This is a genomic window from Kocuria himachalensis (assembly GCF_054784195.1).
This window is the reverse complement of the sequence record NZ_BAAGPL010000019.1, coordinates 503,665-518,062: the sequence shown is the minus strand read 5'-3', so window position 1 is coordinate 518,062 and position 14,398 is coordinate 503,665. Positions and strand designations below refer to the sequence as shown.

Sequence of the window (14,398 nt, the reverse complement as noted above, 5' to 3'; positions counted from 1 at the left end):
CCCGGGCGGCGGCCGGTTCCCGAGGGGACGGACGTGGATTGTGCAGGATCCGCGCGAACCTCTAAGCTGTACTCGGTTTCTCCCGTGTCACGGTCCTCGGTCGCCGAGGTCGTGGCCGTCGGCGCGGGTGTCCTGGCCCCCATCGTCTAGCGGCCTAGGACACCGCCCTTTCACGGCGGCGGCACGGGTTCGAATCCCGTTGGGGGTACGCGATCGGAGGGTCTCCCGCCGATTTGCACAACCGCCGAGGAATGCTGGTAGGATCAGTCCTCGTTGGAAACAGCAAGGCCCTGTAGCGCAGCTGGTTAGCGTGCCGCCCTGTCACGGCGGAGGTCGCGGGTTCAAGTCCCGTCAGGGTCGCTCAGACGGCGTTTCATCGACACGATGCGGCGCCGTCGCGGCATATCCGTTGCGGATGTGCCGGGGCTCTGTAGCTCAGTTGGTAGAGCGTACGACTGAAAATCGTAAGGTCACCGGATCGACGCCGGTCGGAGCCACCGCGGAAACCGCCGGTCCCCCTCGTGGGGGCCGGCGGTTTTCTCGTGCCGGGGGTCGTGCTGCCGGCTGCCAGCCGACACGGAGGTTCGCTCCCTACCCTGGGAGCCGTGATCCGGTATCCCCGTCCCCCGAGCCCCCGCAGGGCAGCAGCGGCCGCGCTGACCGTCCTGGGCCTCCTGGCGCTCATGGGCTGCGGCACCGGCCCGCAGACGTCCGGGCTCGTCCTCGAGCCGACGGCGGGCTCGCCCTCCCCGGTGCCGCCCGGGACCTCCGCGGCGCCGGAGGCCTGCTTCGACGTGGCGAGCGCCTACACCGCGCTGACCCTCGTGCCGCTGTCCGGCGACGAGCCGGACCCCCACTTCCGCCCGCAGGGGGCGGCCGCCTCCGTGCGGGACCTCACCCCCCGGCTGCCCGCCGAGCTGCGCCCCGCGTTCGACGACGCCGTGGCCGCCCTGGACGCCGCGGGCCCGTCCGTGCAGCCCGCCGAGCTGGCCGAGCTGCAGCGGACGCTGGCGCCGGTCAACCACTGGCTGCAGCGGGCGTGCGCGGAGCCCTCCCCCTCGGAGTGATCAGCGCCCTGCCTACACTGGGGGCAGGCCGCCGGCCCGGGGGCCTGCGACGGAGGGAGCCGACATGACCGAGCACGGACGCGAGCAGGAGCCGGGGCACGGACCGGTCGAGGACCAGCGCGAGGACGGCGTGGTCATCGAGCCGGGCGCCGAGCTCGACCGCGACCTGGAGCAGCAGGGGCTGGACCCCCAGCAGACCCGCGACGAGCAGGAGCGGCCGTAACCCGGCCGGTCCCACCGGGAGGGGGCGCTCACGCCAGGCGCCACCACACCGCCCGCTCGGGCCGCAGGGCACCGTCCAGCACGGCGTCCTGGTGGCTGAGCACGAGCGGCTCTCCCGGGGGCAGGGGCACCGGGGCGCCGCCCAGGTTCGCCGCCACGAGGACCCGCTCCCCGGCCCCGGTGGTGTTCACGAAGGAGAGCAGGCCCGTCGCGGCGTCGTGGGTCGTGTGCCAGGCGAAGGCGCCGCGGCCGAGACCGAGCTCCCGGCGCACCCGGAGCGCCGTGCGGTACACCGTGTGCGTGGAGCCGGGGACCCCCACCTGCCGGTCCGCCGCGAGCTCCGCGAAGACCTCGGGCTGCGGCAGCCACGGGTCGGCCCCGAAGCCGTGGCCCGGCTCTCCCGCGGCCCAGGGCAGCGGGACGCGGCAGCCGTCGCGGCCGATCTCCTCGCCCCCGGTGCGGGCGAACGCCGGGTCCTGGCGCAGCTCGGCGGGCAGGCGCGTGTGGTCGGGCAGGCCCAGCTCGTCCCCCTGGTACAGGTAGGCGGATCCGGGCAGGGCGAGCTCCACCAGGGCGGCGGCGCGGCCGCGGGCGAGACCCTGCTCGTGGTCCGGCTGCTCGCCGTCCGCGTCGATCCCCTTGGGGTAGGCGATGGGGTCGGCGAGCCCGAAGCGGGAGACGTGCCGGACGGTGTCGTGGTTGGACAGCACCCAGGTGGTCGGGGCGCCGACTCCCGCCGCCTCCCTGAGGGAGTCCTCGATGGCCCGGGACATCCGGGCCCAGTCCCACCCGGCCACCAGGAAGTCGAAGTTGAACGCCTGGTGCATCTCGTCCGAACGGACGTACATCGCCAGCCGGTGCGCCGGTTCGACCCACGCCTCGGCCACCATCATCCGGTCGCCCTCGTACTCGGCGAGCACCCGGTGCCAGTCGCGGTAGACCTCGTGCACGCCGTCCTGGTCGAAGTAGGGGCTGCCGGTGCTCAGGGGGGTCTCCGGGGCGTCGTGCTCCCGCGCGTCGTGCTCGCCCTCGACCATGCGCACCTGGTGGTCCCAGTCCGGCAGCCCCTCGGCCTTGACGAGGCCGTGGGCCACGTCCACGCGGAAGCCGTCCGCGCCCCGGTCCAGCCAGAAGCGCAGGACCGAGCGGAACTCCTCCCACACCTCCGGGTTCTCCCAGTTGAGGTCCGGCTGGGTGCTGTCGAACAGGTGCAGGTACCACTGCCCGTCCGGCAGGCGGGTCCAGGCCTCGCCGCCGAACACGGAGCGCCAGTTGTTCGGCGGCGCCTCGCCGTGCTCGCCCCGGCCGTCCCGGAACAGGTACCGGTCCCGCTCGGGGCTGCCGGGCCCGGCCGCCACGGCGGCCCGGAACCACTCGTGCTCGCTCGAGGTGTGGTTGGGCACCAGGTCCACGATCAGCCGCATCCCGAGCTCCCTCATCCGGGCACGCATCCGGTCGAAGTCCTCGAGGGTGCCGAAGCGGGGGTCGATGTCCCGGTAGTCGGAGACGTCGTAGCCGGCGTCGTGCTGCGGCGAGACGTAGAAGGGGGACAGCCACAGGGCGTCCACGCCCAGGTCCGCGAGGTAGTCGAGGCGGTCGACGACCCCCGGCAGGTCGCCCAGGCCGTCACCGTTGGAGTCGTTGAAGGAGCGGGGATAGATCTGGTAGATCACCGCGGAGCGCCACCACGGGCCGTCCTCGGCCGTGGGGGTCTGGCTGACCTGCTGCGTCATGGGCTGCTCCTCGGGTTCTTCCTGGGGGTGTCCGGTACGGGGGTGTCCGGTGCGGGGCGTCCCCAACCTAGTCAGTCCCCGGGGGCGGTGTCACGGCCGCCCGCACGGCGGCCGGGTGCACCGCGGCCCGGTGCCCCGCCGCGGGCGCCGGGGCGGACGGTGCCCCGGCGGGCGGTGCGTGGGTGGCCTGCGCCCGGGCGGCCGGTCCCTGGACGGTCGGTGCCTGTGCGCCCGGCGGGAGCGCGACGACGTTGGTGGGGGCGAGGGCGAGGACCACGAGCGCGGCGGCGATGACGGCCAGCCCGGTCCAGCCGGCGCCCGTCAGCCGTTCGCCGACGACGACGACGGCCAGGACCGCCGCGACGGCCGGTTCGGTCAGGGTGAGGGTGGTCGCCGTGCTCGGGCGCACCCGCGCGAGCCCGATGCCGAACAGGAAGTACCCGAGGAACATCGGCACCAGCGCCATGTACGCGGCCACGGCGAACGACTGCGCCGAGGCCAGCAGGGGCGCCCCCGTGAGGGCGAGGACGGGGATCAGGAGCGCCCCGCCGGCCCCGAAGACCGCGCCCATCGAGGCCGCGCGCCCCACCCCGTGGCCCATCAGCCGGTGGACCACCCACGAGTACAGCGCGTAGGTCGCCCCGGCCACCAGCCCAAGCCCGATGCCGGCGGCGGTGTCCGCGGCCGAGGCCTCGGACCCTCTGGCCCGGGACAGGCACAGCAGGGCGCTGCCGAGGACGCCGAGGAACGCGGCGCACATCCACCACCGGCTCAGGGGGCGGCGCTCGAGGAAGCGCTCCAGGACACCCGAGGCCAGCGGCGCGGAGGCCAGGGAGACGACCGTGCCGATCGCGACGCCGCCCAGGTGCATCGAGCTGTAGAACGCGAGCGGATAGACGGCCACGGCCACGGCCCCGGCCGCCACCAGCCCGGCGTGCGAGCGCAGCGCCCGCCGCGAGCGGCGCAGCGCGGGCAGGGCGATCGCCGCCTGCAGCAGCCCGCCCACCCCCAGGGCGGCGGCCCCGATCGCCAGCGGCCCGGCGCCGGGCGCGAAGGTCGCCGCGGTCCCCGTTGTGCCCCACAGGATCGAGGTCACCAGGATCGCGGCGACGCCGAGGCCTGCGTGGCGCCCCGTGCGGTTCACGGTGCGTCCACCACGTCGTGGGCCGGCACGTCGCCGGCCGGCACGTCGCCGGCCGTCGAGCGGGCGCGCGCGGAACCGCGGCACCGCGCCGGGCGCTGCGGGGGTGCGGTCATGGAAGGCTCCTGTCGGTCGACAGCCCAATCTACCCAGGGCGGCCGAGGGATGCCGCCGGGCAGGGCGTAATGGGGTGGGCGAGGACGACGCTCCCCGGTGCCGGCCGGGCGGGGACGCCGCTGACGTCCCCTGCGGGCCGCGTGGTAGAAGGAGAGCATGACCACTCCGACGTGCGCGTTCGACCCTCCCTGCGGTCCGGTGCGCGGCCGCGTCGACGGCGACGTCGTCCGGGCGACCGGGATCCCGTACGCCACCGCCGACCGGTTCGCCGCGCCCGTCCCGGTCGCGGACCGGGAGGAGCCGTTCGACGCCACGGACCCGGCCCCGGCCTGCCCCCAGGCGCACTCGCCGTTCCTCACCGGGGTCCTCGGCGACACCCTCGCCGGGCTCCCGCGGGACGAGCACTGCCAGCGGCTGTCGGTGACCCTGCCCCTCGAGCGCACAGCGGACGAGCGTCTGCCGGTGATGGTCTGGATCCACGGCGGCTCCTACACCACGGGTGCCGGGGACGCCCCGATCATGGATCCCCGTCCCCTGGTCGCCGAGCAGCGGGTCGTGGTCGTGACCGTCACCTACCGGCTGGGACTGTTCGGCTACCTCGGCGCGGGCCGGGACCGCCCCGCCAACCTCGGTCTGCTCGACCAGCTCGAGGCGCTGCGCTGGGTGCGGCGCAACATCGCGGCCTTCGGCGGCGACCCGGACCGGGTGACGGTGTTCGGCCAGTCCGCCGGCGGCGACGCCGTGGCCCACCTCATGGCCGTCCCCGGCGCGGAGCTGCTGTTCCGCCGGGCCATCCTGCAGAGCCCTCCGCTGGGCATCGCCCGTGGCCGGGCGGCGATGACCGCGGCGATGGCGGCCGCGGTCGGGGCCGTCACCGCCGGGACGCCGGCCGCCGAGGTGGTGGCCCTGCAGGCCGAGGTCGAGGCCGGCGCGTCCTCCTTCGGGCTCCGGGGCCGGATGCCGTTCGGCACCCAGTACGGGCACCGCCCCCTGCCCGACGAGGAGGGTGTCGAGGCGGCCTGGGACCGGGTGGCCCCGCACATCGACGTCCTCATCGGCCACACCCGCGAGGAGGCGCGGCTGTACCTGCCCACGCTGCCCGCCCTGCACCGGGCCACCCGGCTCCCGCTGATCGGCCCGGTGCTCCGCCGGGCCGTCGTGGGGCACGTGACCGCGGCTGTCTACGCCCGGGCCGTCCGCCGGTTCGCCGCCCGGCACGCCCGGGCCGGGGGCAGCGCCCACGCCTACGTGCTCACCTGGGGCGCGCCGGGCAGCCCGTACGGATCCGCCCACACGGTCGACCTCCCGCTGCTGTTCGGCGACGAGGCCGCGTGGGCTGGCGCCGGGCTGCTCGCCGGGGCCCCGTGGGAGGACGTCCAGGCCCACGGCCGGCGACTCCGCCGGCTGTGGGCCGACTTCGCCCGCGGCGAGCCGCTGGGGGACGCCGGGGGCGTCCCCGGCGTCCTGCGCTACCGGGCGGCCGGGGGCGCCCGGCTTCCCGGCCGCGTCCTCGGCGCGGTGCGCCGCGCTCAGGGGGCGGCGGGCACCTCCTGCGCGCCCGTGCGGGCGCTGCGCCGGGCCGCGTCCAGCACCGCGGCGACGGCCACGGCGTCCCAGGGGTCCACCGGGACCTCGCCGCCGCCGAGCACCCACCGGGCCACGGCCCGGTAGAAGTCGGCGGGCTCGCCGGGAGCGGTGGGCACGGGGTCGCTGCCGGTGCCGTGGACGAGCAGGCCCGTCATGCCCTCCCCGGGGTCCAGGGGGTCGAAGGGCCCGGGACTGTCGTCGTGCCCGGGAACGAGGAAGGCGCCGGCCGAACCGAGCACCCTGGTCCGCGGACCCGGCGCTCCCACGAGGCTCCCGGCCCACAGGTGACTGATCGTGCCCGAGGCGTGGTCCAGGGCCAGGAAGACGTCGTCCTCGGTCGGTGTCGTCAGGGCCCGCAGCTCGGCCCGCACCGCGGCCACCGGCCCGAACAGCTGGATCGCCGCGTCCACCAGGTGCGGACCGAGGTCGAGCAGCAGTCCGCCGCCCTGGCCGACCGCGTTCTCCCGCCACCGGTCCTTGGGCACCGGGCGCCACCGCTCCCAGCGGCGCTCGAACCGGTGCACGTCCCCGAGGTGCCCCTCGGCGAGGACCCGGGCCAGGGTCAGCTGCTCGCTGTCCCAGCGCCGGTTGTGGAAGACCGTCAGGGGTGTCCCGGTCTCCTCGGCGCGGCGGACCACGGCCGCCGCGCCCTCGTGGTCCATGGCCAGCGGCTTGTCGACCACCACGGGGATCCCCGCCTCCAGGCCGGCCAGCGCGTGCTCCACGTGCAGCCCGGTGGGAGAGGCGACGACCAGCACGTCGGGCCGCGAGCGCTCCAGCAGGCCGGTCAGGTCCCGGTGCACCTGCACCCCCGGCCAGTCGGCGCCCGCGCGGGACGCCCGCTCCGGGTTGCCCGTGACGACGTCGGTGACCCGGCCGCCGGCCCGCCGCAGCAGGTCTCCGTGGAAGTCCCGCCCGGCCATGCCGTATCCGACCAGTCCGGCGGTGAGCACTCGTCCTGCACCCTGTTCGGTCATGCGGTCACGATAGTCCCTCCGTGCCGTGCCGTGCCGTGCCGTGCCGCTACGCCTCGTCGGTGCCCGCGATCTCGTCGTCGACGAAGCGGGGCGCCGCCGCGACGCCGCCGGCGACGACGAGGAGCACCGCAGTGGCCATCAGCAGCAGCAGGGGGGCGGTCCAGCTGCCGGTGGCCTCGTGCAGGGCACCGACGGCGAAGGGCCCGGCCGCCGCGAGCAGATAGCCCACCGGCTGGGTGAACCCGGACAGCTGCGCGGTGATCCGGGGGTCCCGGGAACGGGCCGTGAGCAGGGCCAGTGCGGTGGGGAACGCGAAGCCGCCCACCCCCAGCAGCAGGGCCCAGGCCCAGGGGGCGGTGGCGGGCGCCAGGAGCAGCCCGAGGTAGCCGGCGACCATGCAGGCGCCCAGGCCCACGATCCACCGCCGCAGGTGCGGTGAGCGGGCCACGAGGACGGGCATCAGGAGCCCGCCCGGAATGCCCATGGCGGCGATGAGGGCGGCCATCAGTCCCGCCCGGGCCTGGTCCAGGCCGCCGTCGCGGTAGATCTGGGCCACCCAGCCGAACTGGACGTAGGCGTGCATCGATTGGATGCCGAAGTAGACGCACAGCGCCACGGCGGTGCGGGAGCGCAGGATCGAGGTGGTGCGCCCGGCGCGCAGGGCGCTGCCCGGGGCCGTGGCGGGCTCCCGCCGGTCGCGGACGGTGACCAGGACCCACGGGACCACGGCGGCCAGGGCCACGAGGCCCCACAGGCCCAGCGCGGCCCGCCACCCGTCGGGTCCGCGTGCGGCCAGCGGCCCGGCGGCCAGCAGCGGCAGCGTGGCGCCGACGGCCAGGCCGGTCGTGTAGAGGGAGTTCAGCGCCGCCGTGCGCCGGCCCCCGTGGCGCTTGATGAAGGCCGGCACCAGGATGTTGCCGACGGCCATGCCGGCGAAGCCCAGCACGGTCAGGGCCAGGAACACCGGCACCGACCCGGTGACCGACCGGGCCACCAGCCCGACGGCGACCAGGACGAGACCGGCGGTGACGGCACCGCTGATCCCGGTCCTGCGCGACAGCGCGGCCGCGCACGCCCCCGCGGCGGCGAACGTGAGCCCGGGCAGGGCGGTCAGCACCCCGGCCATCGTGGGGCTCAGCCCCAGTCCCTGCTGCACCTCCGCGAGGACGGGTCCCACGGAGGTGGCCCCGGGGCGGAGGTTGACCGCCACGACCAGCACCGCGAGCACCACCAGCCACCCCGGCACGCGGGGCGAGGAGGGGGAGCGGTCAGGGGACGGGGTGGACGGGCGCACCGGCCCGTTCTATCACGGGTCGGGCCCGGTCCCAGGACGGGAGAGCGAGCGCGGAGCCTCCCGGGCGGTGTCCCGCAGCGTCAGGGCGGCGTCGACCAGGGCGGCGTGGGTGAGGGCCTGCGGGAAGTTGCCCAGGTGCTCCCCGGTGGCCGGGTCCATCTCCTCCCCGTAGAGGCCCAGGACGGTGGAGCGCTTGAGCAGCTCCTCGAACAGCGCCACGGCCTCGGGGCGGCGACCAGTGGCCGCCAGGGCCTGGACGAGCCAGAACGAGCACGGCAGGAACGCTCCTTCCCCGCCGGGCAACCCGTCCCGGCCCGGCGGATAGCGGTGGAGCAGCGGGCCCCCGGCGGACAGCTCGGTCCGGACGGCGTCCACGGTGGCGCGCACCCGCGCCGACCCGGGGGGTTCGAACCCGAGCACGGGCAGGACCAGCAGCGCGGCGTCGAGATCGGCGGAACCGTAGGCGCGGGTGTAGCAGCCCCGGTCCGGGGAGAAGCCGGTGGTGCGGATCTGCTCGGCCAGGTCACGGCGGGCCACCGACCAGCGGCGGCGCTGCTGCTCGCCCAGCCGGTGGGTCCTTCCCAGGCGCAGGGCCCGGTCCAGGGCCAGCCAGCCCATGAGCTTGGAGTGGACGTGGTGCGCGGCGTCGTCGCGGATCTCCCAGATCCCGGCGTCGGGTTCGGGCCATCGGGCGGCGACGGTGTCGGCGAAGGCCCGCATCGCCCGCCAGGTCTCGGAGTTCAGCCGGTGCCCGGCCCGCTCGTAGGCCCAGGCGGCGTCCAGGACCCACCCGTAGCCGTCGAGCTGGTGCTGGCCGGCCGCGGCGTTGCCGGTGCGCACCGGAATGCTGCCGGCGTAGCCGGGCCATGCGGTGAGCGTCCGTTCGACGGGGACCCGGCACCCGGTCAGGGTGAGCAGCGCCGGCAGCCGGGGACGGTCCAGGCGGCTGGCGTGCAGCAGCCAGCCGAGGAACCGCTCGGCCTCGAGCGGCTTGCCGCAGCGCAGGAAGGTGCGCACCCCGATGCCGGCGTCACGGGGCCAGGTGTAGCGGTAGTCCCAGTTGCGGATCCCCCCGGGATTCTCGGGCAGGGAGGTGGTGGGGGCCGCCACCGGGGCCCCGGAGGGCGAGTAGGTCAGCAGCCGCAGGGTGAGCAGGCTGCGCACCACGGCGTGCCGGTACGGCAGGTCCTCGCGGATCCCGCCGGCCCAGCGCTCCCAGCGGGCCTCGTCGGCCTCCACCAGGTCCCAGGCGCCGGCGGGATCGAGGTGCACCAGGGGTTCGCCGTGGGCGGCGGCCAGCACGAGGGTGACCGGGCGCCCGGGCTCGACGGTGATCACGGTCGGGACCGCCGGGGTGATCTGCAGGGGCGGGTCGCTGTCCAGGGACAGGGCCAGGCGGCCGAAGTCGCAGACCAGCCCCGGTCCGCGGCGGGTGCGGGGACGGAGGTGGTGCTCGCCCAGACGGGGATCGAAGTCGATCACCGCGGTGACCGGGGCGCCCTCGGCGGAGAGCCGCCGCACCAGGAGCATGGCCGGCAGCAGCTGTCCGCCGACCTCGGCGACCACGGCCTCGGTGAGCACCAGGCGTCCGGATCCCGTGGCCCAGGTCGTCTCGAGGGTCGCGGTGTCTCCCCGGTAGCGCCGGGCCGGGGGAGCGGCAGGCGGCGGCGGGCCCATCCGGAAGCGCCCGGCACCGGGTCCGCCGACCAGGGAGGCGAACACCGGGGTGCCGTCGAAGCCGGGCAGGCAGCACCAGTCGATCGTCCCGTCACCGGCCACGAGCACGGCCGTGCGGGTGCCGCCCAGCAGACCGTGGTCGCCGATGGGCGGCGTCGCCGGGGTGGGGCCGCCCATGTCGTCGTCCCCCGACCCGCGAGGCACCGGGCGGCCGCTCACCGGGGCTCCAGCAGCACGCCCAGCATGATCCCGTAGCACAGGTGGGCGGTCATGGTCACCACCGGCGTCTGGAATCCGTAGTTGAGCCCCAGCAGCCCCGGGGGCTCCAGCCCCGCCCGGCTGGCCGGACCGGCGCGGTAAGAAGCCATCCGGGGGTGCACCCCGGGCAGCAGCGGCAGGATCAGGCCCAGGGCCACCGCTCCGTGGAGCAGCCCCAGCAGTGCTCCCGACCACCAGGTGGCCCGGTCCAGCAGAGCGAACGTGCCCGCGTAGCCCAGGGCGAAGCCCTGACCGGCGACCAGGTGCAGGAACCCCCCGACCACCCGGGCCCGGTCGGGGTCGCCGGTCACCAGCGTGCCCAGCACCAGGGGCAGGTCGAGGCGGGTGAAGCCGGCCATCTGCGCGGCGATCAGCACCACGGTCAGCGCGCTGGTGGCCAGCAGGCCGAACAGCGCCCACCCCGACCAGTCCATCTCCCCACCCCTGCCTCCGCGCGGATCGGCCCGGCGCTCAGCCCGTGCGGGTGCTGCCACCGTGCCGCCGAGGTTCCCATCCTCCCGTGGAACGGGACGGTCTGCCAGGCCCTCGCGGGCCGGCCGCTCCCGTGACGCGACCGGCCGGCCCGTTCCCGCCGGCTGGTGGACGGGCAACGACTCAGGCCCCGGGCGCATCGTGCGCCGGGGCCTGAGTCGTGTCCGCCGTCAGTGGTCCGCGGGGCTCAGCCCTCGCAGTCGGTGCAGTAGCTGGCCCCGTTCTTCTGGTGGGCGAGCTGGGAGCGGTGGCGGACCAGGAAGCAGGAGGCACAGGTGAACTCGTCGACCTGCTCCGGGATGACGGCCACGGTGAGCTCTTCGTGGGAGAGGTCGGCGCCGGGCAGGTCGATGCCCTCGGCCGTGTCGAAGTCCTCGGCGTCGATGACCGCGGTCTGGGTGGTGGCGCTGCGCTGGACCTGGATCGCCTCCAGGGACTCGTTGGCCGGCTCGTCCTCGGGTCGGGTGCGCGGGGCGTCGTAATCGGTGGCCATGATGTGGTGCGTCCTCCTGGAACGGGGTGTTGCTGTGCAGAGGGTGCCCTGCACGGAAGGACCAGAGTGTACCCCTATGACATGGGGAACTGTCGAGTCCCCCGTTGACGGGCGGGTCCACGGCGGTGCGACGGGTGTTCCCCGGGCGGGCTCAGCTGGCGCTCTCCAGGTGCGCGAGGCGCAGCCAGCGGTGCATGAGCCGGCGGAATGCCACGGCGGCGCCGTGGGTGTCCCGGGAGGCCAGCAGCTCCACGGCGTCCGAGAAGTCCTGCGGGCTCTCGTCCGGCTGGAACGGGTCCGCGAGCGAGCCGTAGTGCAGGACCACGAGGGAGTTGGCGGAGAACGCCCCGAGCCACCGGCCCAGGTGCGTGAGGTCCTCGGCGAGGTCCTCCAGGTCCTCCCCGCCCGCGTCCTCCACGACCTGCGCGGCGCGCACCACCCGGCGGGTCGCGAGGTCCACCGGCACCGCGCACCGGTGCACACGGTTGCCGTGGTGGAAGCTCTCGGTGTGGTCCGGGGCGGTGAAGAGCGAGAACCACGCCATGGGCACCGTGAACGCCGACTGGCGGGCGTGGACGGGCACGAAGTGCTCCCGGCTCACGCGCTCGCCCGCGGCCCGGACGGCGTCCTCGGGGATGAGCAGGTTGGGCAGGGGCTGGCCGCCCTCCTCCTCGGCGAGCGCCACGAGCCGCAGCGAGCGCCGCAGCCGCTGCGGGGGGTGGTAGACGGGGAAGTCGCCGACCCCCGCCGCGAGCATGTCCCGGCCCCGGGGCGCGGCGGAGAACGGCAGGGTCCACAGGGGCTCCACGGCCGGGGGCAGCGGCTCCTGGCCCGGCTCGGCCAGGCGGGCGAGCTGCTCGGTCAGCTCGTTGACCCCTGCCTCCTCGGGTGACAGCGCCCGGGGCACCAGCGGGGCGTACACGGCGTCGAGCTCCTCGGCGGGCACGTACACCCGCAGGGCGAACTGGTGGGGGATCCCGGTGGCCGAGCGGAACGTCCGGCCGACCTGCAGCAGCTGGGCCACGGCCGCTCAGGCGATCTCGACGACGACGGGGGCGTGGTCCGAGGCGCCCTTGCCCTTGCGCTCCTCGCGGTCGATCGAGGCGTCCGTGACGCGCTCGGCCAGGGCGGGGGAGTAGAGCTGGAAGTCGATGCGCATGCCCTCCTTCTTCGGGAAGCGCAGCCCCTTGTAGTCCCAGTACGTGTAGACGCCCGGGCCGGGGTGCCGGGGCCGGACCACGTCCTGGTAGCCGGCCTCGTCGAGGAAGGCGCGGAAGGCGGCGCGCTCGGGCGCGCTGACGTGGGTCAGACCGTTGTCGAGGAAGAACTGCAGGTCCCACACGTCCTCGTCCTGCGGGGCCACGTTCCAGTCGCCCACCAGGGCGACCTGCGCCTGCGGGTCGGCGTCGACCCACTGCTTGGCGTGGTCCTTGAGCACGCGCAGCCACTCCAGCTTGTAGGGCATGTGCGGGTCCTCGAGGCCGCGGCCGTTGGGGACGTAGAGGGACCAGACGCGCACGCCGTCGCACGTGGCCCCGATCGCCCGCGCCTCCTGCACGGGCTCCTGGCCGGGCTTGCCGAAGGCGGGCTGGTCCGGGAAGGTGCGCTCGACGTCCTCGAGGCCCACGCGGGAGGCGATCGCCACGCCGTTCCACTGGCTGAGGCCGAAGTGGGCGACGTCGTAGCCCATGAACTCGAAGAGCTCCCAGGGGAAGTTGTCGTCCTTCGCCTTGGTCTCCTGCATGGCCAGGACGTCCACGTCCGAGCGCTGCAACCACGCCTCCACGCGGTCGGCGCGGGCGCGGACGGAGTTCACGTTCCAGGTGGCGATCCTCATGGGACCCACGTTACCGGCTGGCCCGGACGCCCCCGGCACGGGGGTGCGCCGCGCCGGGGGACCAGGGGTTTCCCGGCGAAGCCTTCCCGTGGAGATTGCACATGCTAATTTCCAGCTGGCCCGTGCCCCCGGCGGCGCCGCCCCCAGCAGGGAGAGACCCCCATGAACCTCGCACGGACCGCGCTCGTCGTGTCCACCACCTTCGCCCTCCTCCTCGGCGGCGTACCGGCGGCGCTCGCCGCGCCGGCTCCTCCGGCCGATCCGCTCGAGCTGTCCGAGCTGTCCGAGCGGTCCGAGCGGTCCGAGCCGTCCGGCACCGCCGGCGCGCCCGCCCTCAGCCTGCACGGGGGCTCGGGCACCGACGCCGCCCCGGCCGGCGCTCCGGCGCCCGCCCCGACGGCCACGGAGGTCCCGGCCGCCGGTGCCCCGCCCGCGGGCGGTCTGGCCGGGGCGGCGTCGGCCGGCGCCCACCCGACCACGGTCCAGCACATCACCGAGGCCTTCAAGATCGTCAACGACCACCGCAGCCAGGCGAGGCGCGCCCCGCTGGTCTACAACACCGCGCTGTCCCGCAACGCCCAGCAGTGGGCCGAGACCATGGCCGGGGCCCGGAAGGAGTCCCGGAACCCGGACCCCTGGACGGGTGCCCCCGCCGGCGGCGTCCGGATGGACCAGTACTACGGGAAGGGCGTCTTCACCGGCGCCTTCGAGGGCGCCGACGCGGTCGAGGCACTCACGCACTACCTGCTGGACTTCTTTCCCCGCAACGGCACCGACCAGTTCGCCCGGGACCTGACCCACCTCGGGATCGGGGTCAGCCACGTCGTCACGTCGGGCCCGGGCGGTCCCGGGTGGGAGACCTACCTGACGATCTACTACTACGCCTATCCGGCCGGGCAGGCCGTGCCCGGGACGTTCGCCAGCCCGGCGCAGGGGTTCGTGCCCCCGGTGGCCGCGCCGACCTACGCCGTCCGGGGGGCGATCGGCACCAAGTACCAGCGCCTGGGCGGGTCCGCCGTGCTCGGCGAGCCCACCATGAACGAGCGCGGCGGCCTCCCGGAGGGCGGTGTCTACCAGCAGTTCCGGAAGGGCACCCGCACCACCACCATCTACTGGGCCCCCGGCCACGGGGCGATGGCCGTGAAAAACCACGGGTCCATCGGCGGCCGGTGGGTCGCGGCCGGCCGGGAGCACAACTTCGGCCTGCCCGTCACGGACGAGCGCCCGGTCACCGGTGGCGCGTACCAGGTCTTCCGCCGCGACGGGCGCTCCACCATGGTCATGTGGAGCCCCGGCACGGGCTCCCGCGCGATCAAGCAGTACGGGGCCGTCGGGCGGGCGTGGAAGGCTGCCGGCTCCGAGCGCGGCTGGGGCTTCCCCGTCACCGACGAGTACCGCTACGGCGCCGAGGCGCGCCAGCGCTTCTCGAAGGGCTACACCGCCCACTACGCCGCCGGACGGACCTGGGCCACCCGCTGAGGGGTCCCCGACGACGACGGAGCC

The 14,398-nt window shown here is 75.4% G+C and carries 12 protein-coding genes, 3 tRNA genes and 1 pseudogene; 7 read left to right on the top strand and 9 right to left on the bottom strand.

The window, feature by feature from the left end; genetic code table 11:
* Positions 1–135: 135 nt before the first annotated feature.
* The 5 genes from ACYVM4_RS14820 (at position 136) to ACYVM4_RS14800 (ending at position 1,290) form a co-directional block, all read left to right on the top strand.
* Positions 136–208 (top strand) — tRNA-Glu (locus tag ACYVM4_RS14820).
* A 78-nt stretch (positions 209–286) separates the two neighbouring features.
* Positions 287–360, top strand: a tRNA-Asp gene (locus ACYVM4_RS14815).
* Between the two features lie 64 nt (positions 361–424).
* Positions 425–497 (top strand) — tRNA-Phe (locus ACYVM4_RS14810).
* A gap of 108 nt (positions 498–605) precedes the next feature.
* Positions 606–1,067, top strand: a complete 462-nt coding sequence (locus ACYVM4_RS14805) for a hypothetical protein (protein ID WP_460669015.1) — start codon at positions 606–608, stop codon at positions 1,065–1,067.
* A 64-nt stretch (positions 1,068–1,131) separates the two neighbouring features.
* Complete coding sequence (locus ACYVM4_RS14800) at positions 1,132–1,290, top strand: hypothetical protein (RefSeq protein ID WP_460669014.1); 159 nt, start codon at positions 1,132–1,134, stop codon at positions 1,288–1,290.
* Positions 1,291–1,318: 28 nt separating this feature from the next.
* Here ACYVM4_RS14800 and ACYVM4_RS14795 read toward each other — a convergent pair whose 3' ends face one another.
* Together ACYVM4_RS14795 and ACYVM4_RS14790 are read right to left on the bottom strand one after the other, a co-directional pair.
* Complete coding sequence (locus ACYVM4_RS14795) at positions 1,319–3,022, bottom strand: glycoside hydrolase family 13 protein (RefSeq protein ID WP_460669013.1); 1,704 nt, start codon at positions 3,020–3,022, stop codon at positions 1,319–1,321.
* Between the two features lie 67 nt (positions 3,023–3,089).
* Positions 3,090–4,166, bottom strand: a complete 1,077-nt coding sequence (locus tag ACYVM4_RS14790) for a DMT family transporter (protein WP_460669012.1) — start codon at positions 4,164–4,166, stop codon at positions 3,090–3,092.
* Between the two features lie 270 nt (positions 4,167–4,436).
* Here ACYVM4_RS14790 and ACYVM4_RS14785 point away from each other — a divergent pair, with 270 nt between their 5' ends.
* On the top strand, positions 4,437–5,951 hold the full coding sequence (locus ACYVM4_RS14785) for a carboxylesterase family protein (protein WP_460669011.1): 1,515 nt from the start codon (positions 4,437–4,439) through the stop codon (positions 5,949–5,951).
* Here ACYVM4_RS14785 and ACYVM4_RS14780 read toward each other — a convergent pair.
* The 7 genes and pseudogenes from ACYVM4_RS14780 to ACYVM4_RS14750 form a co-directional block, all read right to left on the bottom strand.
* Positions 5,894–6,844: pseudogene (locus ACYVM4_RS14780) on the bottom strand (Gfo/Idh/MocA family protein); the annotation flags it as partial. The gene ACYVM4_RS14785 and the pseudogene ACYVM4_RS14780 overlap by 58 nt on opposite strands.
* A gap of 46 nt (positions 6,845–6,890) precedes the next feature.
* Entirely contained in the window at positions 6,891–8,138 is a 1,248-nt protein-coding gene (locus tag ACYVM4_RS14775; protein WP_368822073.1) for an MFS transporter, read from the bottom strand.
* Positions 8,139–8,150: 12 nt separating this feature from the next.
* Complete coding sequence (locus ACYVM4_RS14770) at positions 8,151–9,992, bottom strand: glycoside hydrolase family 15 protein (RefSeq protein ID WP_460669010.1); 1,842 nt, start codon at positions 9,990–9,992, stop codon at positions 8,151–8,153.
* A gap of 38 nt (positions 9,993–10,030) precedes the next feature.
* Positions 10,031–10,507, bottom strand: a complete 477-nt coding sequence (locus ACYVM4_RS14765) for a hypothetical protein (RefSeq protein ID WP_368822071.1) — start codon at positions 10,505–10,507, stop codon at positions 10,031–10,033.
* Positions 10,508–10,752: 245 nt separating this feature from the next.
* Positions 10,753–11,058: a DUF4193 domain-containing protein gene (locus ACYVM4_RS14760; RefSeq protein WP_368822070.1), complete on the bottom strand. Its 306-nt coding sequence runs from the start codon at positions 11,056–11,058 to the stop codon at positions 10,753–10,755.
* Positions 11,059–11,209: 151 nt separating this feature from the next.
* Positions 11,210–12,082 (bottom strand): hypothetical protein, encoded by an 873-nt coding sequence (locus ACYVM4_RS14755; protein ID WP_368822069.1) that lies wholly within the window; start codon positions 12,080–12,082, stop codon positions 11,210–11,212.
* A gap of 6 nt (positions 12,083–12,088) precedes the next feature.
* On the bottom strand, positions 12,089–12,895 hold the full coding sequence (locus ACYVM4_RS14750) for an exodeoxyribonuclease III (protein WP_460669009.1): 807 nt from the start codon (positions 12,893–12,895) through the stop codon (positions 12,089–12,091).
* Between the two features lie 162 nt (positions 12,896–13,057).
* Here ACYVM4_RS14750 and ACYVM4_RS14745 point away from each other — a divergent pair, with 162 nt between their 5' ends.
* Positions 13,058–14,374 carry a CAP domain-containing protein gene (locus ACYVM4_RS14745; protein WP_460669008.1) on the top strand — a complete coding sequence of 439 codons (1,317 nt, stop codon included), beginning with the start codon at positions 13,058–13,060 and terminating at the stop codon, positions 14,372–14,374.
* Positions 14,375–14,398: the final 24 nt, after the last annotated feature.

Excerpts from the sequence above, each read along its gene's own strand:
- ACYVM4_RS14800 (WP_460669014.1), top strand. The coding sequence starts at position 1,132 with ATGACCGAGCACGGACGCGAGCAGGAGCCGGGGCACGGACCGGTCGAG.
- ACYVM4_RS14795 (WP_460669013.1), bottom strand. The coding sequence starts at position 3,022 with ATGACGCAGCAGGTCAGCCAGACCCCCACGGCCGAGGACGGCCCGTGG.
- ACYVM4_RS14785 (WP_460669011.1), top strand. The coding sequence starts at position 4,437 with ATGACCACTCCGACGTGCGCGTTCGACCCTCCCTGCGGTCCGGTGCGC.
- ACYVM4_RS14770 (WP_460669010.1), bottom strand. The coding sequence starts at position 9,992 with ATGGGCGGCCCCACCCCGGCGACGCCGCCCATCGGCGACCACGGTCTG.
- ACYVM4_RS14765 (WP_368822071.1), bottom strand. The coding sequence starts at position 10,507 with ATGGACTGGTCGGGGTGGGCGCTGTTCGGCCTGCTGGCCACCAGCGCG.
- ACYVM4_RS14760 (WP_368822070.1), bottom strand. The coding sequence starts at position 11,058 with ATGGCCACCGATTACGACGCCCCGCGCACCCGACCCGAGGACGAGCCG.
- ACYVM4_RS14750 (WP_460669009.1), bottom strand. The coding sequence starts at position 12,895 with ATGAGGATCGCCACCTGGAACGTGAACTCCGTCCGCGCCCGCGCCGAC.
- ACYVM4_RS14745 (WP_460669008.1), top strand. The coding sequence starts at position 13,058 with ATGAACCTCGCACGGACCGCGCTCGTCGTGTCCACCACCTTCGCCCTC.